The sequence below is a fragment of the Natroniella sulfidigena genome (assembly GCF_023223645.1).
Taxonomy (GTDB): domain Bacteria; phylum Bacillota; class Halanaerobiia; order Halobacteroidales; family Halobacteroidaceae; genus Natroniella; species Natroniella sulfidigena.
In genome coordinates, this window is record NZ_JALKBY010000023.1 from 1 (window position 1) to 25,082 (window position 25,082).

General features: G+C 32.9%; 31 protein-coding genes and 1 pseudogene. 30 read left to right on the forward strand and 2 right to left on the reverse strand.

The genetic code is table 11. The features are described from left to right. The 16 genes from MWH28_RS12145 to MWH28_RS12220 form a co-directional block, all read left to right on the forward strand. A partial coding sequence (locus MWH28_RS12145) for a ParM/StbA family protein (RefSeq protein WP_248619656.1) occupies positions 1-879 on the forward strand: 879 nt, incomplete at its 5' end. Further along, positions 872-1,195, forward strand: a complete 324-nt coding sequence (locus tag MWH28_RS12150) for a hypothetical protein (protein ID WP_248619657.1) — start codon at positions 872-874, stop codon at positions 1,193-1,195. The genes MWH28_RS12145 and MWH28_RS12150, both read left to right, overlap by 8 nt. 155 nt (positions 1,196-1,350) lie before the next feature. After that, a complete protein-coding gene (locus MWH28_RS12155; protein ID WP_248619658.1) occupies positions 1,351-1,875 on the forward strand; it encodes a GIY-YIG nuclease family protein in 525 nt (174 codons plus the stop codon). A gap of 32 nt (positions 1,876-1,907) precedes the next feature. Next, positions 1,908-2,618 (forward strand): hypothetical protein, encoded by a 711-nt coding sequence (locus tag MWH28_RS12160; RefSeq protein WP_248619659.1) that lies wholly within the window; start codon positions 1,908-1,910, stop codon positions 2,616-2,618. 1,320 nt (positions 2,619-3,938) lie between these two features. Next, the gene (locus tag MWH28_RS12165; protein WP_248619660.1) at positions 3,939-4,112 is read left to right on the forward strand and encodes an AbrB/MazE/SpoVT family DNA-binding domain-containing protein; all 174 of its coding nucleotides are present in this window, start codon (positions 3,939-3,941) and stop codon (positions 4,110-4,112) included. Further along, positions 4,112-4,267 (forward strand): hypothetical protein, encoded by a 156-nt coding sequence (locus MWH28_RS12170; protein WP_248619661.1) that lies wholly within the window; start codon positions 4,112-4,114, stop codon positions 4,265-4,267. The genes MWH28_RS12165 and MWH28_RS12170 overlap by 1 nt, the downstream gene beginning before the upstream one ends. Positions 4,268-4,345: 78 nt before the next feature. After that, complete coding sequence (locus MWH28_RS12175; RefSeq protein ID WP_248619662.1) at positions 4,346-4,525, forward strand: hypothetical protein; 180 nt, start codon at positions 4,346-4,348, stop codon at positions 4,523-4,525. 2 nt (positions 4,526-4,527) lie between these two features. After that, complete coding sequence (locus MWH28_RS12180) at positions 4,528-7,266, forward strand: phage/plasmid primase, P4 family (protein ID WP_248619663.1); 2,739 nt, start codon at positions 4,528-4,530, stop codon at positions 7,264-7,266. Between the two features lie 224 nt (positions 7,267-7,490). Beyond that, entirely contained in the window at positions 7,491-7,874 is a 384-nt protein-coding gene (locus tag MWH28_RS12185) for a hypothetical protein (protein ID WP_248619664.1), read from the forward strand. A 1-nt stretch (position 7,875) separates the two neighbouring features. Further along, entirely contained in the window at positions 7,876-8,418 is a 543-nt protein-coding gene (locus tag MWH28_RS12190) for an ERCC4 domain-containing protein (RefSeq protein WP_248619665.1), read from the forward strand. A gap of 210 nt (positions 8,419-8,628) precedes the next feature. After that, positions 8,629-9,324 (forward strand): hypothetical protein, encoded by a 696-nt coding sequence (locus MWH28_RS12195; RefSeq protein ID WP_248619666.1) that lies wholly within the window; start codon positions 8,629-8,631, stop codon positions 9,322-9,324. Then, the gene (locus tag MWH28_RS12200; RefSeq protein WP_248619667.1) at positions 9,293-11,248 is read left to right on the forward strand and encodes a hypothetical protein; all 1,956 of its coding nucleotides are present in this window, start codon (positions 9,293-9,295) and stop codon (positions 11,246-11,248) included. Before MWH28_RS12195 ends, MWH28_RS12200 begins: the two co-directional genes overlap by 32 nt. 62 nt (positions 11,249-11,310) lie before the next feature. Beyond that, on the forward strand, positions 11,311-11,970 hold the full coding sequence (locus MWH28_RS12205; RefSeq protein ID WP_248619668.1) for a hypothetical protein: 660 nt from the start codon (positions 11,311-11,313) through the stop codon (positions 11,968-11,970). Positions 11,971-12,317: 347 nt separating this feature from the next. Continuing rightward, on the forward strand, positions 12,318-12,806 hold the full coding sequence (locus MWH28_RS12210) for a hypothetical protein (protein WP_248619669.1): 489 nt from the start codon (positions 12,318-12,320) through the stop codon (positions 12,804-12,806). Between the two features lie 1,066 nt (positions 12,807-13,872). After that, positions 13,873-14,472 carry a hypothetical protein gene (locus tag MWH28_RS12215; protein WP_248619670.1) on the forward strand — a complete coding sequence of 200 codons (600 nt, stop codon included), beginning with the start codon at positions 13,873-13,875 and terminating at the stop codon, positions 14,470-14,472. A 553-nt stretch (positions 14,473-15,025) separates the two neighbouring features. Continuing rightward, positions 15,026-15,289 (forward strand): hypothetical protein, encoded by a 264-nt coding sequence (locus tag MWH28_RS12220; RefSeq protein ID WP_248619671.1) that lies wholly within the window; start codon positions 15,026-15,028, stop codon positions 15,287-15,289. A 152-nt stretch (positions 15,290-15,441) separates the two neighbouring features. Here MWH28_RS12220 and MWH28_RS12225 read toward each other — a convergent pair whose 3' ends face one another. Beyond that, the gene (locus tag MWH28_RS12225; protein ID WP_248619672.1) at positions 15,442-15,606 is read right to left on the reverse strand and encodes a ribbon-helix-helix domain-containing protein; all 165 of its coding nucleotides are present in this window, start codon (positions 15,604-15,606) and stop codon (positions 15,442-15,444) included. Positions 15,607-15,794: 188 nt separating this feature from the next. Between MWH28_RS12225 and MWH28_RS12230 the strand changes: the two genes are divergently transcribed. Both MWH28_RS12230 and MWH28_RS12235 read left to right on the forward strand, forming a co-directional pair. Continuing rightward, positions 15,795-16,055 carry a hypothetical protein gene (locus MWH28_RS12230; RefSeq protein WP_248619673.1) on the forward strand — a complete coding sequence of 87 codons (261 nt, stop codon included), beginning with the start codon at positions 15,795-15,797 and terminating at the stop codon, positions 16,053-16,055. Positions 16,056-16,521: 466 nt separating this feature from the next. Then, on the forward strand, positions 16,522-16,950 hold the full coding sequence (locus MWH28_RS12235) for a hypothetical protein (protein ID WP_248619674.1): 429 nt from the start codon (positions 16,522-16,524) through the stop codon (positions 16,948-16,950). A gap of 632 nt (positions 16,951-17,582) precedes the next feature. On the opposite strand, the gene MWH28_RS12240 is transcribed toward MWH28_RS12235, so the two are convergent. Beyond that, complete coding sequence (locus tag MWH28_RS12240; protein ID WP_248619675.1) at positions 17,583-17,780, reverse strand: helix-turn-helix domain-containing protein; 198 nt, start codon at positions 17,778-17,780, stop codon at positions 17,583-17,585. A 158-nt stretch (positions 17,781-17,938) separates the two neighbouring features. Between MWH28_RS12240 and MWH28_RS12245 the strand changes: the two genes are divergently transcribed. The 12 genes and pseudogenes from MWH28_RS12245 to MWH28_RS12300 all read left to right on the forward strand — a co-directional run. Then, positions 17,939-18,127, forward strand: a complete 189-nt coding sequence (locus tag MWH28_RS12245; RefSeq protein ID WP_248619676.1) for a SpoIIIAC/SpoIIIAD family protein — start codon at positions 17,939-17,941, stop codon at positions 18,125-18,127. A 21-nt stretch (positions 18,128-18,148) separates the two neighbouring features. Then, the gene (locus MWH28_RS12250) at positions 18,149-19,417 is read left to right on the forward strand and encodes an FtsK/SpoIIIE domain-containing protein (protein WP_248619686.1); all 1,269 of its coding nucleotides are present in this window, start codon (positions 18,149-18,151) and stop codon (positions 19,415-19,417) included. Next, entirely contained in the window at positions 19,417-20,079 is a 663-nt protein-coding gene (locus MWH28_RS12255) for a replication-relaxation family protein (protein WP_248619677.1), read from the forward strand. Before MWH28_RS12250 ends, MWH28_RS12255 begins: the two co-directional genes overlap by 1 nt. Then, positions 20,076-20,828 carry a hypothetical protein gene (locus tag MWH28_RS12260; RefSeq protein ID WP_248619678.1) on the forward strand — a complete coding sequence of 251 codons (753 nt, stop codon included), beginning with the start codon at positions 20,076-20,078 and terminating at the stop codon, positions 20,826-20,828. Before MWH28_RS12255 ends, MWH28_RS12260 begins: the two co-directional genes overlap by 4 nt. 78 nt (positions 20,829-20,906) lie before the next feature. Beyond that, the gene (locus MWH28_RS12265) at positions 20,907-21,263 is read left to right on the forward strand and encodes a hypothetical protein (protein WP_248619679.1); all 357 of its coding nucleotides are present in this window, start codon (positions 20,907-20,909) and stop codon (positions 21,261-21,263) included. A 386-nt stretch (positions 21,264-21,649) separates the two neighbouring features. Further along, a complete protein-coding gene (locus tag MWH28_RS12270) occupies positions 21,650-22,117 on the forward strand; it encodes a restriction endonuclease (protein ID WP_248619680.1) in 468 nt (155 codons plus the stop codon). A gap of 241 nt (positions 22,118-22,358) precedes the next feature. Further along, the gene (locus MWH28_RS12275) at positions 22,359-23,300 is read left to right on the forward strand and encodes a recombinase family protein (protein WP_248619681.1); all 942 of its coding nucleotides are present in this window, start codon (positions 22,359-22,361) and stop codon (positions 23,298-23,300) included. Next, a complete protein-coding gene (locus MWH28_RS12280) occupies positions 23,293-23,460 on the forward strand; it encodes a helix-turn-helix domain-containing protein (RefSeq protein WP_248619682.1) in 168 nt (55 codons plus the stop codon). The genes MWH28_RS12275 and MWH28_RS12280 overlap by 8 nt, the downstream gene beginning before the upstream one ends. A gap of 26 nt (positions 23,461-23,486) precedes the next feature. Then, positions 23,487-23,714 (forward strand): hypothetical protein, encoded by a 228-nt coding sequence (locus tag MWH28_RS12285; RefSeq protein ID WP_248619683.1) that lies wholly within the window; start codon positions 23,487-23,489, stop codon positions 23,712-23,714. A gap of 1 nt (position 23,715) precedes the next feature. Beyond that, complete coding sequence (locus MWH28_RS12290; protein WP_248619684.1) at positions 23,716-23,925, forward strand: hypothetical protein; 210 nt, start codon at positions 23,716-23,718, stop codon at positions 23,923-23,925. A gap of 19 nt (positions 23,926-23,944) precedes the next feature. Beyond that, entirely contained in the window at positions 23,945-24,529 is a 585-nt protein-coding gene (locus MWH28_RS12295) for a hypothetical protein (protein WP_248619685.1), read from the forward strand. 320 nt (positions 24,530-24,849) lie between these two features. Then, positions 24,850-25,082 (forward strand): annotated as a pseudogene (locus MWH28_RS12300) (hypothetical protein); the annotation flags it as partial.

Here is a 25,082-nt window from a genome sequence, read left to right on the forward strand (position 1 = left end):
AAAAAAAAGATGTTAATTAGTGTTGAGGATCAAGACAGATGGTTTGATTTTGGCGTGGGTGAGTATGTAGCTAATCAGCTTAGTTCAGCTGGAGAGAATTATAATCCAGATAAGTTTAAGACACCTGAGGAACTAGCAAAGTTATTGGCTGGATTTTCTGTTTTGAAACCAAAGGCAGATAAGATCATAGTTCAAGATTTAGTAACTGGATTACCAATAAAATATTTTAATAAATATAAAGATGCTATTAAAGATAGATTCCAAGGTGAATTTAAGGCTAAGATTGATGGTAAAGAAGTAAATTACCTATTTAAAAATGTAGCAGTAATACCTCAAGCAGTAGCAAGTATTTTCTATCATATGAATCAAAATAGCAGCTTTGATTTTAGTTCCAGTATGTGTCCTATAATCGACATTGGAGGGCGTACAACTGATGGGGTTGCTTATAATTATGGAGATCTTATTGAGAATAGCACATTCAGTCTAGAAAGAGGTATGAGTGATGTTTTCAAGCGTGTTGGTAAGGAACTAGTAATCAATGAAAAAGTAATTAGAGAAGCAGTCATTAATGGAAAAGATACAGTCACATACAACCAAGAAACGATTAATGTTAGTGAACCAGTTAATAGAGAGTGTCAAAAGCTAGCTGATAAGATTGTCGAGGGTGTATATAATGAGTGGCGAGATTTCATAGGAAATATTAATTCAGTGTTTATTGTGGGTGGTGGTGCTAAAATTTTAGATCATGGTGATTTTTTAAGGAATAGCTTTGAAAAAATAAAGGTAAATTTGATCTCCAATGCCCAGGAAGCGAACGCTTTTGGCTATAGATTGAGAGCAGAAGCAATCAATAGAAAGAGAAGCGATAAGAATGAGTAATGATGATAATTTCAATCTAAGAGCTGATTTAGTAGCTAATAAAGAGACAATGCCTAAACATATTCTTGAATGGTTAGAAAAGAAGTATAGAAACCACACAGGGAGTAACAGGGCTTTTGTTAGAAGTTTAGTTGTTGGGCTTTACGAGGAAGAACAGACTAAAAAAGAGAAGTTAAAACGTGAGATTATAGATGAACTATTGGAGAAGATAGGAAGCCTTGATATTCAAGAGAGAGAGAAGGTTGAGGAAGGATTAAAGGAATTAGATGATAATCAAGTTTCAGCTCAAGAATCAATATTAGATCAATTTAGTTAATGACTGCCCCCTTTTTTGGGGTAGTTTTTATTTAGAAGTTTAAAAATTGATGTTTTAAAAAGAGTTATTTTCCTATGGTAGTGATAGAATAAAGGTTGATTAGTTAATTATTCTTTTATCACATTTTATGGATTTGAATTAAAGGAGGTTTTGGAATGGAAATCGATTTTAAATTAGTTGATTGGCTAGAATGGTTAGAAGAAGATCAACCTTTATTCAGTTTGTTATTAAGAGAAGAAGATAAGTATAAACAACTACAGTTACATAGTTTTTGTCTTGAGTTAGAAGAAGTTATAGCACTTTATAAAAAGTTAGAAAGAGAATTAACCAATGCTGGTTATTTTGAAAAGAAAAAAGATGATATCAAAAAAGATGATAGTGTTGGGTATGTATATTTCTTGAAAGAGGTTGGAGGTAATAAGTGCAAAATAGGTTTGACTAACGATTTAGATAGAAGAATAGGACAAATCAGCCCCAAGTTACCATTTCAAGTAGAGTTATTTCATTCAATAAAAACAAATTGTAATTATAAATTAGAGAACTTCTTTCACACGATGTTCAAAGAAAAAAGACTGAATGGTGAATGGTTTGAATTAACAGAATCAGATTTAGAATCTGTTAGTGTTTTAGACGTAGCTGGAAAAGGTGATTTTGGCACTATAAAAAACCTAATTCAATAAATTATTATCAGTGATATTAGGAAGGTGAGAAGATGACCAACGAATCAGATCAGTATAAAGAGTTGAGAAAATTAACTGACATAATGGAAAGACAGACTGACACTAAGCAAGGATACTTTAACCAGGTGGTAGTTATTAAAAAGTTGGCCCAACTAACAGGATATGAAGATCAACAAGTATATAAAGAGATAAAAATTCAAAAAGAAAACTTGCAGACAGTTAAGGAAACTATGCAAGAAGCTGACGTTATGAATCTAGGGTACAAAAGATATATAAAGCAGACTGAAAGCTATATAGAGCAATTACAGACACTTAGAGAAGAGAACGATAGATTCAGAGTATATATAGGTTTGATACTTGTTGGTATTGGTGATAAATTAAAAGGTCTAGCAACTGATCATGAGTTGGCCCAGATCATAGGTTGTAATATCAGGAGGATCGAGGAAGCTAGAAAGTCATATCACGATAAAAACTGGAGTTGGCCTGATAAAATGAGTTTTTTACACTTCGCTTTAGATGTTGAAAATGTAGAAGGAAGTAACGATTTAGATTGGAAAGAAGGACTATTGTTTGAGTTACTACTTGAATATACTACATTCCTTTTAACTACAACTAACGAAGGGAAGAAAGCAGGCAAGAAAATAATTGATAAGCTGGTATATGAAGAAGGATTAAAGACTTATCGAAAAAAAGAAGATGGACAGTTAGAAGAACATTATCCAGATTTAAAGTTAATGGATTAAGTGAAATGTTAGGTTTAGAATTAGGGTTATTCTAGTAGATTATCCCCTTGAAGTGATAGGCTTTATATCTGGTTTTAAAGTTGACAATTTAAGGGTAAATTGATATTATTAATATAAGCCAGTAAAATTAATAAAGGTCAAACATACAAAAAAATGGCCTGATAAAATAAATTAGTCTGACAGAGATAATAGAAAATAAGAGGTTAAGGAATTGGTCGTGCTATCTTAAAGGGGAAGTGGTGTTGTCCTTGGGATAAGTGCGACCAATTTTACATTTATTCGAAAAAGCGTTATAAATATATAAAGGAGATTTAAAACAAAGATTTAACTAATAACTAGGGTAATAGTTTTGAGATTTACTTTGTTAAGTTTTTTGATTTTTTTTAGAATTGGATAAATATTAAAAAAACAGTACAGCATTTTGACTTTTTTGTATAATTAATTGCATAAAATTCAAGATAACATTAAAATATGAAAGTTTATCTTTTATAATTAAACATAGGAATAAATAAATATGCAGAAAATCGACTTTTTTAGACTTGATTTTAATATATTAGGGTTGATATAATTCAAACCAAGGAATAATTATTAAATTTCTGAAATTGTTGCTATTTTTAAAAAAATGTTTTATGATAAAAAAAGTTAGAATTAAATTAAAGGACTTTAAATAAAAAGAGTGAATAACAGAATGAGAGCAATTAACAGGCTTTTGTTTATATTTTGAGATAAAAAAGGACTGCACCAACAGTCTTCGAGAGTATTACAAATAAAAAAAGGACTGCACCAACAGTCCTTAGTTAAAAGTTAGTTAAAAGATTGAAACTAAACACCTATATAAGCACCAACTTATATAGGATCGAAGTAGAAAGACCCAAAACTAAATAATTATCCCATACAAGCACCAACTTGTATATGGGACATTCTTCTAAAGGTAATAATAGCACCAACTATTATAACCCTTTTGAGAAGACATCATGTTTTGAGTTTTCTTTAATTAGATTAATCTTTACCTAAATCGATCAACTTTTTAATGGTTAATTTAATTAGATTATAACTTTTAATGTCTGACATGTCAATAGATAAATCACTGAGAAAAAACGAGCTAATTGCTATTTATCTAATTTATTGTTGCTTTTTTAAAGCAGAGATAATTATTAATACTGACATGATGTCATGACAATCAATATTAGATAGTTAAAGCCTTTGGAGGATGTATTGCTTCTTTTAGAAGTGGTATGCTTCCAGAGGCTTTTTATATAGATGTTTTTTGACTAAGTCTTAGCATTATTTATTTCAAAATTAGTAAAAGGAGGTTGGAAAATGAATTTTAAAGCAGTGACAAATGAAAGTGTGATTGATTGTGTTGGAAAGGCTTATATTCCTGTATCAGTTAGAGAAGCAGTAAGAGCTAAGGCAGGAGATAAGATCGAAGTGTTAGCTGATAAGGATCAACGAGCAATATTAATCAAGATCAAAGAAGGGGGTGATAGTTAATGGAATTGGCCCAGGAAACTAAGTTGGCACAGGAGTTTAAGGAGAAGCTAGAGAGGGTTGGTCTTAAGGTTATAGAGGAAGATCAAGCAGATTTTAGATTGATTATTAAAGTAGAACAAGCCCCTGTTGCAGCAGGAGCAGATGAAGATAATTAAGTATCTGATTTTTAATTTAAAATAAACGTGCCTTCGATGGAACGAATTAGAGAACACACTAAAATAAGTTTGCCATCGATGGCAAAGAAAGGAATGGTTAAAGTGGATATTTCAGAGTTGGCCCAGGTTGGGCTAGAAGTTGGAGAAGGTGGTTCGTTGATAGTGAAAAAGAAAAATCCTGCTGACAGCAACAGCAGGTATCCAGAGAATAAGCACAGAGAAAATAACGATATCAACAGCAAAGGAGCTGATTTTTAATAATGACTTCTAACAATAGTATATCACAAAATAGCTTAAAAATAAATGATGAAGTTGTAGAAGAATTAAAACAACAGCTTGATATAAGAGAAGTAGTAGAGCTTTACGCAGATCCACACTTCAAAAATAAAAAGGCGTTGTGTCCTTTTCACAGTGAGAAGACACCAAGTTTTGTTATTTACCCAGATACTAGCAGTTTTTATTGCTTTGGTTGTGGTGCTGGTGGTGATGTGATCAGATTTGTTGAGTTACACAGACGAGTTGATTTTATAGAAGCGATTGAAATTTTAGCAGGTGATTTTAATTTAGATTTACCAAGTTATTCAGATGAGGAGCTTAAGAGAGTTAAGAAAAGCAGGGAAGCAAAACAGTTAATCAAGGATATATATAAAGAGGCTTTAAATCACTTTCAAAAACAGCTGAAACAAGAGCATATAGAATTTTTAACTGAAAGCTATGGTCTAGCACGTGAAACTATTGAACAAGCTAAAATAGGTTACTGTAAGAATGGATTATTAGGATATTTAAGAAATAAAGGTTTTGCAGATGAAGAAATATACCAAACTGGATTAGTAACTAAAAAGAATGGTAATCTTGCAGACAGGATCTTTAATAGTATCATGATACCTTATCTGGATAATGGACAAGTTGTATATTTCAAGGCTAGATTAACAGATGAAAAAGCAATTGAGAAATATGATAAGTACATGAATTTAAAGCATACAAGCGAACACGTAACTAATTCTTTATATTTAGCTAGAGTAGAAGGTAATAACACTTTGATTTTAACAGAAGGAGAAATTGATGCTATAGCAGCTACAGAACTGGTCGATCATGATGTAGTAGCACTGGGTAAAGCTGGACTTAGCAATACTAAAAAGAAAGAATTGTTTAAGTTAGCGAAAAGATATGAGGATATAGTAATTATTAATGATACAGATGAGAACGAAGCAGGAATGAAAGGTAGTATTCAGACAGCTAAGGCTGTTTTAGGAGCTACAGGTTTTATATGTAAAGTGGGTCAACTTGAACAGCTAGAAGGGCAAGATGGGACAGATATAGCTGATTATAACAGAGAGGGAAAGGAATTAGAGCCAATAGTTGATGAAGCACAAAAATTCACTGACCTTTTGCAAGGGGATGAATTTATTGAAATTATGGAATTACTTATATCAGCATTATGGAAATTTAAAGATATTAGACAATTATCTAATAAAGTTAAAAGTGCAATTCCTCTAATGGCTGATTTGAATAGAATTGATAGCAATATGTTTATTGAAAATATAAGAGGTATAGTTAAAAAGAAGACTGGAAGCAAAAACACTTTAGGAACTAAGCAGGATTTTTTAGCTATGATCAACGAGGAGAAAAGAAAAGGGAAAGATGGGAACAAGTTTAATCCTACTAATTTAGGACAAAAGGTAATTGAAAGAATTGAGGAAAAGGGCAATAAATGGGGTTATTTATTGATTAGAGATCAAGGGATATTTTACTTCTATGATGATAAGGGGTACTGGAAACAAGAGAGTGCGACTTATTTTAAAAATGAAATTAGAGAAGTGTTAAAAGAACAAAATGAAGACTGGGAAAGAAATTACAAAGTAAGAGAAGTTTTAGAAGCTTTAAAGCAAGGTGCATTAGCAGATCGTAGAAATTTAGAAAGATTTGATGCTGGGACTAACCCAGATTTAGAGCATATAAACTGTAAAAATGGTATGTTGGAATGGAAAACAGGTCAATTAAAAGAACATGATCCTAGTTATTACTCACTATTTCAGATGAATGTAACTTATGATCCTAAAGCAAGTTGTCCCAATTGGAAGAAGGCTTTAAATGATTGGATACCAGACCCAGACACTATTAAGTTTTTACAAGAGTTCGCAGGTTATTGCTTAATTGCAGATACAAGCCACCAAAAAGCTTTAATACTATATGGTGATGGTCGTAATGGCAAAAGTGTATTTTTAGAAGTGTTAGAAGCGATGTATGGTAAAGAGAATTGTGGTTCTAAGACTTTATCTCAAATTAATTCTCGTTTTGGGAAAATAACAATTAAAGATAATTTAGTTAATATAGCACCTGATATAGACCCTACTTATCTAGAAAATTCAGGAACTATTAAAAATATAATCAGAGGTGAAGGGATATCAGGAGAATGGAAAAGGAAAGACGCAATAGACTTTAGACCAGTTGCAAGATTGTTGTTTTCTTGTAATGAACTTCCTAGATCACGTGATAAGAGCGAAGGTTGGTTAAGAAGTTTTGAAATAGTTAAATTCCCAAACAAATTTAAACCAACTAGTGAAAATTATGACCCTGATTTAAAGGAAAAATTGATTAATGAATTAGATGGGATATTTAACTGGGCACTTGAGGGGTTAAGAAGGTTAAAAGAACAAAAACACTTTACAATATCTGATGGAATCAAAAAGGCTAAAAACAAATATAGAAAAGAAAATGATACAGTCCAGAGTTTTGTTGAGGAAATTTGTGAGTTAGATCCTGCAGCTAAAGTTACTACAGAATATTTATTTAGGAAGTATAACGAATATTGCAAAGAATGCAACTACAAGCCAGTTAATAGAAATGCTTTTGTTAGGACTTTAAAGAAATTAGGTTTACCTCAGACAAATACAACTTTTGAAGTCTGTATTGAACATGGAAGATATAACTGTAATGAATGTTACAACCCAACTACAACTAAAAAAAGAAGAAGAGGATTTAAAGGGTTAGAGATATAGTTAATTTCTAAAAAATAGATTTAATTGGTAATATTTATGTTCTGTGTTACACTTGTTACGCTTCTATAGGTTTTTTTACGCAGGTTAGAAATATGAAGATTTTATTAAGTTAAAGCACTAAAACCCTTATATACCAAAACAACATAAAAAAATGAGTTAAAGCGTAACAAGTGTAACATGAATTAATAATCAATTTATCTTTCCTTAATCGTGGAGGTGTAAGAATGTTATCTTTAAAAGAAAAGATTGAGTTAGCTTTTAACAATAAACAGAAACAAGAGAAACCACAACTTGAAGTAGTTGAAAAAATAGAAGTTGGAGGCGTATATCAAATGTTTGAAAGATTGGCCCAGCAGGTAGATGATGTACAGCTAGAGGGTAAAAATTATTCTTGTAGCGACTTGGTTGGCGTGTTGCAGTGTTGGCCAGTCAAATTATCCTGGAAGCGTGGGGAAGGTTGGAGGATCAAGCCTAAACCAGATTTTAAAGATTACCCAGAGTTTAGAGAAAACTATTTAATTCCTAATAGAAAACAGATTGGAAAATTAATAGATTTAGCTAATAAAGATATGCAAGAACAAATAGAACAGCTAGAAAGGAGGAACTAGCATGATAACTAATAAAATTGCTTATAGATACACTAAAACAGAACTGGATCAGCTACTAGATAGTATTGTCATCTTAATAGATACTAGGGAGAAGAAGAATAATCACATCATAAATTACTTTGATCAGCACGAGATTAAATATAAATCCAAAAAGTTAGATTATGGGGATTACTCATTTATGTTACCTTCAAATGAAGAACTAGGGATAGCACGAGATATTTATTTTAATGATCAGATTGTAATTGAAAGAAAGGCAAGTCTTGAGGAGCTAAGTGGCAACATGACCCAAGACAGAGCAAGGTTTGAGAATGAATTGTTAAGGGCCAACCAAGCCAAGTTTATTCTATTAATTGAAGATGAAGAAGGCTATAAAAATATATTGAATCACAACTATAACACTAAATACAATCCCAAGGCTTATTTAGCTGGATTAATGACATTTCAGCATAGATACAACATCACAATTCAATTCTTAGATCCTGCAACGACAGGAAACTTTATTAGATACGAGTTTTATTATTACTTGCGTGAGTATTTAAAATAAATTTAAGGTACTTTAAGAACATTATCGATTCAGGGGTCAGATTCAGCACGCTTTAGATCTAGGCGTGAGCAATTAATTATTGATTTCCTTCTTGCTAGTTGATGAAGGCAGAGCAGAATAGGGTTTGTAGTTTCAAAGCAAGAAATTAAGCTAAAATTAGATTTCCCATTAGTTGGCCCAGTGTAATAGATTCAGCAGTATTAAAAGGAGGTGATTAAACTGCAGAACAAACTATCAATAACAGTAAAAGATATTTTTGATATTAATTTTATTCAGTTGTTTAAGATCTGTAAGAATTTAGATTTAGAAGATTTAGATTTAGAAGATGATGAACAAGTCCTAATCACAATGAAAGCAATCAATAAAAAGATGAAAGAAACTTTATTCAAACAAATTTCAATTGAAAACAAAACCAAAGATTATAAAATTGATAATTTTAAAGGGGGTGTTATAGCTACAACAAGGAGAGAAGATGTTTTAGTTCCTGATTTCAGGAGAAAGGAGAAAGTTAAACGTCAAAGCGTTCAGGTGTTTTGTACTTTATCAGAATGGGATGATATATATCAAAACTATGACTTGCTTAAAGAAAAATATTTAATTGATGGTTATGAAAAGTATATTTATGTGGTTGGAGGTTTGGCCTATAATAAATCATTAATTCCTAATAGTTTGGTAGAAACCAAGTATAAAGAGGATGATGAGATGATAATTAGGCTTGGCTTTGGAATGGACTACCAATTTACTTATTATGTTAGCCAACAACTACATGGGTCAAAGGTTAAGAGGACTGATTTAAAAGATAGACATAAAGAAGTATTAGCTAAAAAATTCATTGATAGATATATAGAAATATTAAAGAAAAGAGGTGAGATTAATGACAACAGCAGCAAGAAGTTTAGCTTTTGACATTGGATTTAATGTTAATGATCAAAGTTTAGTAAATACTAATAGTGCTTTAGATGATATGAAAGTTGGTGTAGTTGATACAGACCATAGTATAGCTAATATGGGTGCTGTAACTGATACAACAGGAAATAGAATGACTAGTGCCTTTTCTAGTGTTAACAGCAGGATAAGTGAAGGAGTAAGTTTGCTTAGCCAATACAAATATCATATAACAGGCGTCTTTGCTGCAGCAACAGGAGTGATCTGGAATACAACTAGAGAAGCAGCCAAAAATGAAGATGCTATAAACAAATTTGAATCAGTCTTTGGTGAATTTGCAGATACTACTCTAGACTGGGCCAACGATTATTCAGATGCAATAGGCAGATCAACTGCTGATACTGTAGATTGGTTGAACAGTTTCCAAGATGTAATCGTGCCTATGGGATTCGCAAGAGATGAGGCATCCAACCTGTCGCAAGATATGGTACAGTTAGCAGCAGACTTAGGCTCATTTAACAACATTGAAACAGAGCAGGCAGCGTCTAGACTACAGTCAGCACTTGTAGGTAATACAGACGCAGTCAGGAGTTTAGGAATACAGTTTAGTGCAGCAGATGTTGAGCAAAGAGCATACAAGGAAGGTATAGTAAGCACTGGAGAAGAGTTGAGTAATCAACAGCGAGCATTAGCAACTATGAGTATATTCTATGATAGATCAGCAGATGCACTAGGTGATGCGACAAGGACAGCAGGTGATTTTAATAATCAAACACAAAGGACAGGAGGTATTTTTAGAGACTTAAGGATCAGGATAGGTAATTTCTTCTTACCTACTATGGGTAGAGTACTCTACCAGTTCAATAATCTATTTTCCACACTTAGTAACAATGAGCCACTAGCCAATATTACAGGACTATTTGTAGGTCTGACAGCTGCAACAAGTTTGACTGCACTTACCATAACAGGAGCTAGGAAAGCATTTTTATTAGCCAGTCCAGTTTTCCTTAAGTTTGGAGGAATAGCTATTGGTGTTGCAGGTGTTTTAGCAGGCTTGTATTTAGTAGTTGAGGATTTGATAATTGGTTTCAGAGGTGGAGAATCAGCCTTATTTGACTTAGGAGATAGGTTCTTAGACTTTGTAGGAATCAACTATGATATGCAGGATATAGTTCAAGGTACTGTTGATTACTTAGGCATGTTAGGCAACAGCTTAAGGAGTTTTGGATCAGGAGCAGTTAGTTTCTTTGGCTGGGTATTGACCCCCTTTGAAAAAACAGGAAACCAAATGATTTCATTTGCTGGTTACTTTACAGATGGAATCACAGGCATATTCAAGGGTTTTGTGCAGCGTAAGTTTGCAATGGTTCAGACTGTTGCAGGACTTTTACAAGGTTTGTTAACTGGTGATTTTGATTTGTTTAGAACAGGAGTTGACAACTGGTTAGGAGGCCTTGAAACTTCATTAAGTGGTTTTACTGATATATTTACAGCCCCTATGAATTTCGTTGCTGATAGGTTTATCGAGTTTCAGAGTTTCTTAGGCAATTTAAGCCCAATGCAATCTTTAGGAGTTGCTATTCAATCTGGTTTAGACACTTTACCCGGGCCAATTCGAGGAGCAGCTAATCGAGTGTTAGACTGGATGGGTGGAGATGATGAAGCGACTGAACCTGTAAGCCCCCAACCTGTTGATACTCCTAGCTTCGATACTGGTAATTTTGATATGGCAGAGGTTGAAGCAGTTAATGAGTATAATATGAGACAGGTCAGAGAGACTAGCCAGAGTATATCTAGGTCAGAAAGTACAACTGTTAATGATGTAGATGTTGGTGGTGTTACTATAAATGCTGGGGATATTCAAAAACCAGAGGATCTTAGAAGGGTTGCTAATAAAGAGTTTAAGAAAATATTAAAACAAGAATTAGCTTCTTTAACCACTTAAATTAAATGATATAATGACATATCCCTTCCTTTCGTGGTACAATACAGAAAAGGAGGGGAATTATGTCAGATAAGTTTTATTATAAGAATTGGTTTGTTGTTTTGATGTTATTTTTATTTTTTCCAGTAGGTTTATTCTTGATGTGGAAAGGACAGAAGTTTAGTAAAAAGGCTAGGATTGGAATAACTCTTCTTATATTTTCAATGGGGGTTATAGGGAGCTTTACAGAAGAAGATGTAAGTACTGATAGCAATCAGTTGGCCCAAGAACAAGAAGAGGTAGAGCAAGAGGTTGAAGAAGAAGAGCCAAAAGAATATACCTTTGATGAATACGTACAAGTATTTGTTGAAAGAAAATTAGGTAGAACCACAAACACAGGTAACGCAAGATACTTAGGTCATAGTTTTTCTGATTCTGATGGAGTTTTAGAAATTAAACTAAGAGCTAGTGAAAACTTGACGTCTAACATGACTAGAGGTGGTATAAAGCTAGATACCAAAGATGTTTTTAGTGAATTCTTTACAGAGTTTAGTGAGGTTGATGATCTAGTTTTAAGTTGGAAGATGAAATTAGTAGATCAAAGAGGTAATGAAAGTTTGAGCAGAGTTTTATTAATCAGCAATACAAGAGAAAACAATCAAACTATAAACTGGGGTAATGTAATTACAGACAATATACCTAACATAGTGGACAGTTACTGGGTACATCCAGCAATTAGATAATTATTAAATATATCATAGAGACATTTTATTTAATAATGATTGAACAGAATAACTTAGATTAATTTATAGTTGGCCCAGTATAGAAACTGGGTCTTCTTTATTAAGAAAAAAGCTCATAAAATATGCGTTTTATGCAATTTTTTAAAACGAATCTCATAGATGATTGAAACTTAAAACAAACTCCCCTCATAGATTAGTGGTAATCAGACATATTCAACACCCTAAAAAAGAGATAGAATCCTAACAAATGTTAACATTTGATTGAGTATCGAGAATTAATGAGAACAAAAAAAGAGAGATTATTAGATATAAAAAACGATACCCATAGAAGAAGGGTGGGCTTATATATGAATAGTTTAGATAAATCCAGGCAACGTCAAGCAGATAGGGATTTAAGCCAATATATAGAACTATACTTATCAGGACAGTTAGAAAATAAGATTAGTAATTATTCAGCTAGAATTAATAAGCAGCTGCATAGTCGTTACTATGATACAAGTAGAGCTAGTAAATTATCAGGGGTTAAAGTTAAATCACTTGGTTATTCAGATCCAACTGCTGTTAGAGCTATAAAGTTGGCCCATTACTATTATCAGCTAAGATACACTCTTGACTTCCTGCAACAGCTTAAAGAGGTATTGGAGAGCTTACAACTATCAGATCAGGACATAGAACTTCTAAAAACTAAATTTAATTGTAGTAATAAGAACCTTGAACAGTTATCAAACTTAACTGGGTTAACTACTTACAAGGTTAAGCAGAGGAAGAAAGAGCTTGCTAACATGATTCTAAAGAGGACTAGATCACTTTATGAAAATTACATAGCTAGATTATAAGGTAAGTGAATAATGTCAGTTATTAGCCAAAAGAGAGCTAAAGAGAGGTAGAAAATTAGTAAAATGTCGAGGACAAAAAAAGCAATTATTCGATCTATCACCTCTATTTTCCCCTTACCCAGCCTACTCTATTTTGCACCTGGACAAGCCTTAAAGCTGAATAACACGAGTTTTACGAGGCCCTAAAAAAGAGGGGAGTAGTTAAGTAAAAATTATTGTCGAACTCCAACCTTACAAAACCTAACATTTAACACAACATATTACCACATTATCAACACTACTAAATTATACTAAATTGTACCTTCAACAGTGATCTATTCAACAATCAGACAGCTTTATATTAGCTAGGTAATGAATGTTAGTTGTTGGGTATCATATGACCTTAGTTATCAGATGAAAATCCAGTATGAACAACACAACGACCACAGGAAGTAATTCAACCTTAATATAACTCTTATCATCTTTAATAAAATTCTTATTGTTGAACATAGTATCACCTATTCTAAAAACCTTCTGCAAAATTTTGCCTAGGGTAGCAATTTATCACTGGACATAGTATCACTTATTCTTATCTTTCCCAATACCAGGGTAGTTTATACATCGAAAATAAAAATAATTTAAAAAACAGCACAAAAGGTATCTTTTGTAAGATAAATTTTACTAAAAAAATTCAGCAAAAGTCAGCTTTTCCTTAAAAAATGATCGTTTTAACTCAATCTTAAAAAATTAAGCAAAAGTTAGGTTTTGTCTAATTAATTTAGTTTAAAAAAATTGAGCAAAAGAAGGGTTTTGTTTAATTAATTCAGCAGAGGAAGCAGTAAAGTAACCCCCCCTTAGTCGTAGGCTTAAATGTTGGCCCTTAAATACCAGTGCAGAATGTTATAATGATGTACAGCAGGTGTCTAGGAGGGGTGTAGTGGAAATAAAGTAGGGGTTTAGAAAAGGATAGCAACATTAAGTGAGAGAAAGGAAGATAAATAATTATTTACAGTATTTTAGATAGATTAAAGCAGTTTTAACCTTAATCCAATTTATAAGGGGATTTATGAAAAAAAGGAGGGTTAATATGGGAGGTTTAGGCAGTGGTAGATATAGCAGAAAAACAGCAGTAGAGGATTGCTTAGGTATAGATGTTAATTATTTAAATAGAAAAGGGTTCTTAGAAGAAGGTTGTCAGTTTACTTTAAGATGGTCTATCTCTAGGAGTAATTGGAGTGCTAGCATATCAGCTAAAGCATATAAAGATTATATAGTTTTGGATTACATTGTAGAGAAAGAAAGAGAATTAAATTATAGTATCCAGCTTGATAAAGTGCCAATGAATTTAGGAGGTTACAAGAATTATTTAAGGTGTCCTAAGTGTAATAGCAGGGTAGAGAAGATATATAAAAGTAGTGCTAGTGATTATTTTCTTTGTCGTGATTGTTTAGATCTAGTTTATAGGAGTAGTAAAGAAAGTGGAGATGAATTAGCAAAGGTTAGAAGAAAGTTAGATAAGCTATATAGTAAGCTAAATGGAAAGTGGCGTGGTGTGTATAGCATAATACCAGATAAGCCTAAGAATATGCACCAAAGGACTTACTTAGGGATTAGAAAAGATATTATTAAGCAGGAAAGATTGTTAGATGGATTGTTTTGCATGAAGGCAGAAGATTTAATAGGGTAATTGTAATATATTCAGTTTCAAAATAGTTTCAAAACAGTTTCAAGTCTTTGATTCTATCTTGAAAGTTAATATTAAAATTAATTGATTGACATTGCAGCATAAAAGGTCAAGAGGGATCAGTTAACTAATTTATGTTACCTACCAATAACAACATTGATTAAATAGTTAAGAAAGAATCAGATTATACAAAAAGCCAAGCCTATCGTTTTATTAAAATAGTAGATAATTATAGTGTCCCAACGTTGGGACAAGTTGAGGGTTTAGGGTTAAGTAAAATTGTTGAATTAGCCAAAAGCGAAGGGGTGTCGATATGGGCCAACCTTGAAAATTAGATGAAAGTATGATGAAAATAAGATGAAAATTTTTTCACTTTATTTTCAAGTTGAATTAAACCTTGATTTACTGTTATTACAGCATATATTAACAGTTAGAGAATTAAAGCTAAAGAGGGTTACCTAGTCCATTAAAAGCTACTGGTATTTTAATTAAATCAATTTAATGTTATAATAATAGTACAACCTTATGAACTATAAGAAGAGGGGGATAATTTTAAATGGATAACGAAAAAATGCTTGAGTTATTATTAGATAAATTTAATAACTTGGAGAACAAGATCGATAATTTAGAAAAAGATATGAATAACAGGTTTAATAAGTTAGATAAAGAATTAGACCAGTTGAAGGGCGAAACTGAAACGATAGCATTAAAGGTTAATGAGAATAATCAGATATTAAAACAAGATAATGTTAAAGAGTGGCTGGAGCTGGGTAGTTCAGCAATGAATGAATTTAAAAAGAAAAATATACTTAATGATTAGAGGAGCTTAAATAGCTGCTCTTTTATTTTTGCCTGAATGATTAATTAAAGTTGGCCCAGGAGGGTTATATTTTTATTTTAAGTGTAAATGTAACTTATTGAGGATAAAGGAGGGAGAACGTGCAGGCAAGGGAGACCTGCAATCTCTTGGATTTACTCTTGCTCTTTTTCAGCTAATTCTTTTTCATACTTATCTATAACCATTTCTAGGCCTTCCTCTATTAACTGGTTAAGATTCACCTCCAGCTTAATAGCCAAAATCTTAGCTTCCTGTACGATTTTCTTATTAACAGTAGTATGAATATCTTTTTTACTCACCTTAACACCTCCTAAGTTTGTACATATGTTTTTTAGCTTATATGTACATTATAACACTATAGTTTTTTTAATGCTAATATGTATTTTATGACTTCTATTGACAAATTAACTCTTAATATGGTAACATATGTACATAAGAACAATATTAGGTTTGAACACTAAATTAAGACTAAGGAGGAAATTAAATAATGAGTAGAGGATCTGGATCTAATGAATTAGTAGAGGGTTTTAATATTAAAGAGGACTTGCAGGAAAAAGGGGTTACTGGGGATAGGCTAGAGAGCAGCGTTAAAATTATCAAGGTTTATTTTAGAATGGGCCAAAAAGAAAGAGAGTTTTGCTTTAAGTTGTTAGAATATATGCTTGAAAGTGGCTGGAGACCAAGCAAACAATTTACAAGAAAAGTATTAGGTTCTGATTTAAACTGTTTAGTGGATGATGTCAGTTAGTTTATTTGATTTATTTTAAATTTAAAAAAGGGATTAGGAAGAAATAGAAGAATAATTAGTATTAGAAAGAGAAAGATTAAATTTGTTGCCCAGTGGTGGGGCAGGAAGAAATAGAAAGATGATATTTAAATTACAATAAAATAAAAGCTATTCGCTTAAAGGTGTTAGTCGCACCTCAAACGAATAGCTTTGAATACTACATACATTGTCAGAGTTGCAACCAACAGCTCTAACAATTCGACAGACAAGAATCCCCCTTGTCTATCTTGCAGCAGTATTTTATTTACTTTAAGTTATTATACCAAAAATGATAATTTAAAGCAATAGAAACTGTTGGTAATCTAGAAAGCTCTAGATAAGATAAGGAGGTAATCCTTGTTTTGTCTAGAGCTTTTTTGTATTTACAGGACAATTTAATTTAGTTGTAAGCTAAGAGGTTGCTTACCAAAAAGAAAGGGGTGATATTATGGGTAAGCGTTGGGGTGGTCACTCAATGCAATTAGATAAAACGAGAAGGAGTAAAAAGAATTGTTACAGATGTAAATATTTAAAAGGTGATAACTTTTGTACCAGTTACAATACTGAAATAAAAAACATGAGCAGAGGTAACTGTAAAAAGTTTAAGCAAGACAAAAAACACAATGCTAATCTACTCCACAAAGCAGAGGAGATCAGCAATAGATTAAAAAAAGAAAAGGTCGCTTGTGTAGTGTCCAAGCAGAATCAATTTTTAGTAAGGTTGACCTGTTACTATAAGTTAGATGATTGTGGTTACATTGATATAACTTACAGCAAAAAGAAAAAAGATTTCTTGGTACAATCTAACAAAATGCCAAAAGAGGTTAAAGGCATAGTTAGAACAGCAATTAAAGGTTTAGTTGGTAGGTTTAAATAACAAAAAAGATAATATAGGACAGGCTCGTGGGTTAGAGGAATAACCATGAGATTAAATAATAAAAAAACTGTCGTGGTAGCCCCCACGTTTGAACTAGACAGGGAAAAAAGTAGGCACTCAAGAAGGCTCTAGCACCTGCCACAGTGCAAAAGAGATAATACATAAAGAGGGCAATACCTTCGCCTTGCTAGAGGTAATAACTAGCCACAGGTTATATAGTGATATGTAACCAGAGAACAGTCGCCACCTGCTAGTGGTTGCACTCGTAGAAGTGTAATAATGCTAGTGGTGAGCTTTAGAACAGACTAACTGTCGCCCTGTCGTAGTCGAACGCCAATAGGCTAGTAGAGGGGGAATAAGTCGAGTTGATATATTACATATCGAGTGTGATAAAACTACACCTAAGCACATTCTGCACAAGCAGACAAGACTTGTCGAGGAAGATAACACCTTGACCTATACACTAAACGAATACCTCAGTTCGTTGGGATATTTTTTTATAGATTCCTCTTTGTTTTTTTATCTTTTGATAATGCAAGGGGGTAACTATGCCTAGCCACTTTCCTCGAATCGAAGGGATGCCTTAAGACCTGGAATCGTTGACCCTACTATTGCAGCTGATGGATCAGAATCTACTGGATCTCGATTATGTCGTTGGGAGTACAATTTAACTCCTTGCATAACTTCTCAATCACTCTTAAATCCACATATTCACCTTCCTTACTCAACTTGGCTACAGTAGTCCAGCTTAAGCCAACTTCTTCTACTAGATACTTTTTCCTCAAACCTTTATCAATCATAAGTTTTAATAGAGGTTTATAACTTATCATCATCACCACTCCTTTAACTTTAATTATATTAAGTTTTCTTAGTTTTTACCATTAAATAACAGTAATAACTGTAAAAGTAGTTTAATAGTCTTAGTATTGTAAGCTAAATCTTCGTGTAGCTGGAGTTAATTAAAACAATGCTAAGGAGGGTAAAGGTAATGGATGAGATTTACTTTATATTTTGGTTAGGTTTGATAGTCAGCTTACTAAAGATGGTACTGGGGAGTACAGGGAATGACAATCTAAGTAATGTTATTGATCTTGTGGCGTTGGTAATTGTTTTATCAAGAGTTTATCCAATGCTTAGAGAGTTGATTAGTGCAGTTGAAACCTTTAGCAGATTCTAAGGAGGGGTTAGAGTGTTAGAAATGTTGTTACCTTCATCTAAGGTATTAATTGAAATGTTAGGATGGTCTTGTATTGCTGGACTAGGATTGACTTATTATTTAGAGGATACAGCTTCATTGACTGAAAGAATAGTTAGAGATTTCTTTGTTAATTCAGGGTTATATATTAAGACGCCCAAGGATAAGAAGATAGTTCCTAAGTTGTTGGCTTATGAGGAGGAAGGGGAGGATCAGGAGTTGCTGACTTACAAAATACCTAATGGTTTAGGACTAGAAAACTTTCAGCAAAAGAAAAAAGCCCTAGAACACCAGTTAAATGGGGAACTGGAGATCTGGGCCAAAGGTAATAGACTTCACATTAGATTATATTCTTCACACCTTCCAGAAAAAGCAATTTTCACTAAGAATCTAGATTTAATATTAGAGAAGATAAGAGAAATTAAACTAGGTTTATCAATAGGTTTCAGCAGAAAAGGTTATATAGTTAACGACTTTAGTAGTGCGACCTGTCATGTCCTCCTGGGGGGAGAAACAGGATCAGGAAAGTCAGTTTTATTACGCCAGTTGATACTTAGTGGAATGTTGGCTTATACTCACCACCAGTTACATTATTATTTTGTGGACTTAAAAGGTGGAATTGAGATGATTCACTTTAAAGAAGCTGCACATACTCAAGCTATAGCAGAGAATGAACAAGACGCATTTAATATGCTTGTAGAGTTAAATAACATGGTAGATCAGAGATTGAAGAAGTTGAAAAACAAGGGTGCTACATCACTTTATCAGCTAAAGAACAATACAGAAGCTAAAGTAGTTTTAGTAGTTGATGAACTAGCAGAGTTGCAGAATAATGACGATTGTTTAGAGTTGTTGGAGAGATTGTTGAGGTTGGCAAGGGCTACAGGAATCCACATAGTAGCAGCTACACAGCGACCAGATCGAAAGGTACTGCCTGGGCAGTTAAAAGCTAATTTACCTGTTAGTGTTGCTATGAAATGTAAGAATGAAGTTAATAGCTCTATATTGTTGGATGATACAGAAGCAGCTTACATTGAACCAGTTGCAGGTCGTGGGATCTATCAGCTGAATCAGAATGTTAAGATACAAGTTCCTTATGTTAATGTTGAAACTACTAAAAAACTGATTAACGAAAGAAACAAGGAATTAGGGTATAGTTCTACTGTTAATCGAACAGAAGCTAAAACCAGTTCCTCCAGTAACAGCAGTAAGGTAGCTAAGAAGAAGATTGAGCCAGCTAATAATAAAGATGACTGGGGGGTTGTGATCTAGTGCTTACTGATAGAGATAAGCAGGTTATTGTTAGTGTTGGAAAGCATAAGGCGTTAAGTCAACCACAGATAGAAAGGTTACATTTTAAGTCTTATGCTACTTGTCAAAGAAGATTTAGGCGTGAATTAGTCAAGAATGACTATCTAAGTCAGCCCTTTTATTGGCCCTATGGCAAATGGAATAGGTTAGCTTTATATAGGCTTGAGAGTGAAGGAAAGAAGATATATAAAGAGATCACAGGTCGAGACTATCGACAACCTGCCTGGTCTGAAAATTACATTCCTCATTTATTGGAGACTAACAGAATCATACTAGAGTTATATAGCTTAGTTGATGATTTGTGGCTTGAATACAGACCTGCTAGGGAAGCTAAGACCCAGCTTGATGCTTTACTACAGTTAACAAATGGAAACAAGCTGATTTTAGAGGTGGATCTAGCTAGTGAGACTAAGAGACAGTTACAAAACCAGTTCAGAAATTATCAAAATGAGCTTGAGAACTACAACTTACCTGCTAATATTGTTTTCTTTAGTGGTAGATCTAATAAGTTATATAATTGGTGCTTAGAGGTAGCTGATAAGAGTTTAGATGTTAACCCTGTTTTTGTTGGCCTGAATAAAGTTAAGCAGCTAAAAGAACAGCTTAGGAGGGGTAAGATATGAAGAAGTCTATTGCAGTCATGTTATTATCCTTAATTGTACTTACTACTCTTACTACAGGGTTGGCCCAAGCGAATAGAAGTAGAGCCTATAACCCTAATCTTAGAGCCACTAAATGGGGTATGAACAGGGCAGAAGTTAAGGCAGCAGAAAGACACTATACACAAGCAATCAAGCTATATTCTGCTAATGAAATATCAGAACAGAATCCTTTTTATCGTATTTTCAGTGGTGTAATAGATTTAGCTTTTAGTGTCGTTGGAACTAGTGTTAGTGATTTAGCTAAAGCGAATAATAGTGATAGTAACTTGCTAGTAAGAGATAGACCTAATGAGCTAGTTTATAAACTTGAAGTGATGGGTATCTACCCAACTTATCTTAATTACAACTTTCAGAATGATAAAGTTAATCAAGCTACTTACTCCTTTGAGCCTGACTATAACCTTAATGATCCTGACCAACTCAACAACTATATAAAACATTATTATCAGCTGCAGAAGTTGCTAGGTGATAAGTACAGCCAGCCCAAGACGAATGATGTTAACTGGACTAGGAAATATTACAGGAATACATTAAACGATAGAGGTCGAGGAACAGCAGTTAAATGGGGGTTTCTTAACTATCAAACTGTTTGGGTAACTGATGATACTACAATCGAATTAAAGCTATATCAAGACAGATTTCAGCCAATTCTAGAGCTGAATTATTATAGTAACCACTATGAAACTGGTGTAGATATGAGTAAGTTTTAAATATTAATGGTAAAGGCTTGTATCAAGTAATATATATGGTATGAGCTTATACTAATAAATCTTTAGGAGGGATAAGATATGTTAAGTCAAGCATTTTTAAATCAAATGGGTTTAATTTTATTATTTTTTGTTTCATTTAATTTACTTTGTTATTTTATGCTTGAGAATAAAATGGGAAAGAAAAAAATATCTGCAATGGCACAAGATTTTGTTAAGTTGATACAAAAAACCACTAACCTTAATATGCTAATGGAAAGAACGTTTAGTTTATCTTTCCTTATATTTGCCTTTGGATTAAGTATTGTATTAATTTTAAGATTTAGAAGGACACTTGATGAAGTAATCACAGTCTTTTTTGTTATATTATCACTTTATTTCTGGATTAAGAGAATTGATAACAAATATGAGGAAGCTGTCCCAAGTATTGAAGAATAACAGATTTAAGCCTGCTATTTTAGCAGGTCTTTTTTATTTTAGGGATATAAAATTAATTTAACAGGATGGGTTAAAGAAGTTTCATACACCTTACAAGCTAAAAAGTTGATATATAAGCAATTTAACACCCTATTAAATTTACCCCTTCTTTAAAGAAATAATAGCGTTGTTAAAAATGAGGGTGAGAGTGGGGTGAGAGGGAGAGAATAAGCCAAAAAACTAACTAACGTTAGTTACCTAGCTGATATGAGTTAGTCAGTTGGAGAGAATTAGACAGGTAGCAGGAGCAACAAACGTCAGTTAGCCACAGATGAACAAATGTATATCAGTTTAGAGAATAGGAGATGATATGAAAAAAAGAGAACTGGAGCAGGAGGTGAATTAAATTGAAAGTAGCTGAAATGAGAAAAATGAATCCAATTGAATTTGAACACTATGTCGCTGATATGTTAGAGCAAAAAGGTTATGATTGCTATGTAACGTCAGGGACTGCTGACTATGGGGCTGACATTATAGCAGAAGATGATAAAGAAAAAATAGCAGTACAGGTCAAAAGGTATGCAAAGAATAACAGTGTAGGCGTTGAAGATATCTATCCTGTACATTCAGCTATAAACTTTTATGAGTGCGACAGAGCTATGATAATAACGACAGCTACATCACTGACTAACAATGCTAGAGTTTTAGCAAGAAATTTAGGAATTGAAGTTTGGGATAGTGAGAAGTTGGCCCAAGAGTTTAGTGATAAACAATACAGGGCCAAGAAAGAAGAACAGATTGATTTTGGATTCAAGCAAAAAGCTATAATTGCTTTTTGGATATTAGCAGCTTTATTTACAATGCGATTTTATTAATTATAACTTAGTTATCATTTGTTAGTTGTAAGAAATAAGAAATAAATATATTTAATGACAATCATAACTGACATTAGTTGCTAATTACTGTATAGTTTATATATAAAAATGGTCGCTTTTATACAAAAACTTTATATAGCTTTTATATATTACTCCTTAAAATTGCGATAAATTGCGTTATACCCTTGAAAGTTACATATAATTATAGTATAATATTAATATATTGAGAGGAGGGGCAATAATGGAAAAGGCAATAGGTTATATAAGAGTTTCAACATCACAGCAAAGTAAAGAGGGGGTTTCTCTTAAGGATCAAAAAGATAAGATAACTCAATATTGTAGTTTTAAGAATATAGAGTTAGTTGACATTATAGCAGATGAGGGTGTAAGTGCTGGAATCCCATTAGATGAAAGAGAAGGTGGCCAAGAGTTAGTCAAGAGGGTTAAAGAGGATAATATTAATACTGTGGTTGCTGTTAAGTTAGACAGATTGTTTAGAGATGCAGTAGATTGTTTATGTACTACTAAGAAATGGGATGAGAAAGGTATAGCATTACATTTGCTAGACTTAGGAGGATCAACTTTAGATACTAGTACAGCTATGGGCAGAATGTTTTTAACTATGTCAGCTGGGTTTGCTGAAATGGAACGTAACCTAATAAAAGAAAGAACTTCTAACGCCTTACAATATAAGAAGAAGAAAAGAGAAGTTTATTCCCCAACTCCAACAGGATACAAAAGAAAAGGTAACCAGCTGCAAGAGAATAAAGAAGAATTAAAGGCAGTTAAGTTAATTAAGCAGTTAAGAAAAGAAGGTTTGAGTTATAGAAAAATAGCTAATAAATTAAATGATCTAGGTGTACCAACTAAAAGAAAGGGTAAAAAGTGGTATGCTGCAACAGTGAGCTATATTTTCAAGAATGATTTATATAAAGACGTTAAGCCTTCTTATGCTGGTTATAAAAAAGAATTTGAGAATACAGAAGATACAGGAAATGGTTTAATGGCTAAGGCTAAAGAAATAATCTTTCAGTTAAGAGAAAGAGGGTTGAGCTTACGCAAGATAGCCAATAAATTAAATGATCTAGGAATTAATACTAGGCGTCAGGGTAAAAAGTGGTATGCTGGAACTGTTAATTATATCTTAAAAAATAATGGAAGCAGGTGTTTAGGTAGTGGATAAGTTACTGACAGTAAAAGAAGTAAGTGAGATATTACAAGTACACACAAAGACTATAAAAAGATGGTTGAGGGATGGAAAATTAAAAGGGGTCAAAATGGGTAAAATGTGGAGAGTTGAACAGAAGGACTTGAAAGAATTTATTGAAAGTAATAAAAAATAAAGGGTTAGTCAATAGGAGTTGATCAGATGATCCTTTGGAGCAGTTTAGGCTGGGAAGAAGAAGTTGAGAGCATTGAACAGGCAAAAGAGATAGTTGAGGAAGCTATTGCATACCCAGAGCAAAAAATTACATTATCTAAGATGGTTGATGGTAAGCAACAGGATCAGGTCTTATATAATGGAATAGACGATGAAAAAGCAGTCCAATGGTTAGATATGATAAAGAGGTCTAGAGAATTAGAAAGGGGTGAGTAGAGTGAGTGATAAAGTTAAGGAAGCTAGTGTTGAGCAAATAGAGCAGTATTTAAAGGGGATTGAAAGAATTGTAGATGATTTAGTTGATACAGAGAATAAGGCAGCCAGAGGACTAATGACAGAAGGAATTGAAACTAGAATGAAGTGGATCAGGACTAAATTAAAAACTCTAAAAGGATTAGAGGTAATTGATGATAAGTTTGACCAGTAATGAATGAAGGAGGGATTTGATGAAGTTAGTTAAAAGAGAAGGTTATGAGTTTATAAGTGGGGAGCAACAGAGAGAGGAGTTTAACGAGGGTCTTAACAAGATCATTCATGCTTTAGGGTATGAAAAGATTGAAATGACTAAAGATGAATTTTATTGTCTTGAAGATGATATTAGGGAAGTGATTAATGACACACTGAAATTCTTATTTGATATTAGTTATTATAGTGGCAAAGATAACAGCAGCAAGGAAGTAAAAGAGCATATTAAAGGATATTTATTCGAAGTATTAAATGAGTTTTTACATTGCACAATTGAGGATAGAAAAGAGGAAATAGAAAAAAGTCAGCCAGTAATTAAGGCATATAAAGAGCTAATAAGGGAAGTATTTAAAGAGATTAGACAGGAAAACGAAAAAATAACAGGTTTGCAGACTAAAAAGACTGTTGGAGAGCCTTTAGCTTTAAATGAAATGAAAGCAATCAGGAATGAGTTAGACGAGAGGTTTTTAAGTAAAGCTAAAAGTAAACTTGAGACTAAAGACTGGAGCGAAGAAATAAAGAAAGAGTTAATGAAGTTGTTAAATGATAATCTAAAAGAATGTTAGAAGTTGGCCCTCCCAGCGATGGGATAAATACCAGAGTTGAGAATAACAAGTGGCTAATAAAGTTGGCCAGTTATAGAGGTCAGTTGTTAATTCGATTGGTAAAATAATCCTTGCATAAAAGCAGGGTTATATAGTATAATTGTTATAACTTGTGATAGTTACAAAGAAATAAACTTTTTGAAGGGTTAGATCTAGGTGTTAGCTAGGTTAGCCCCTTAATTTTAACCTATTTCTTGTTATAACGAGTAATTGCCACAAATGGACTTGTTATAATATGTAATTATTACAAGGTAGGTTAAAAATAAAAGGAGGGTAATAATATGCTTTGTCACAAATTTGATTCTGTAGGGTTGGATTTAGGCTATGACACAGTAAAGTTAATTTGTAATGGTATGGACAGTGTTTTAAAGTTTCCTTCTCTAGCAGAGGAAAGAGATTCTAGTCTGGAAAGTTTGAGAGTTGATAGTGGTTTCAGTAAAAAAAAGATGTTAATTAGTGTTGAGGATCAAGACAGATGGTTTGATTTTGGCGTGGGTGAGTATGTAGCTAATCA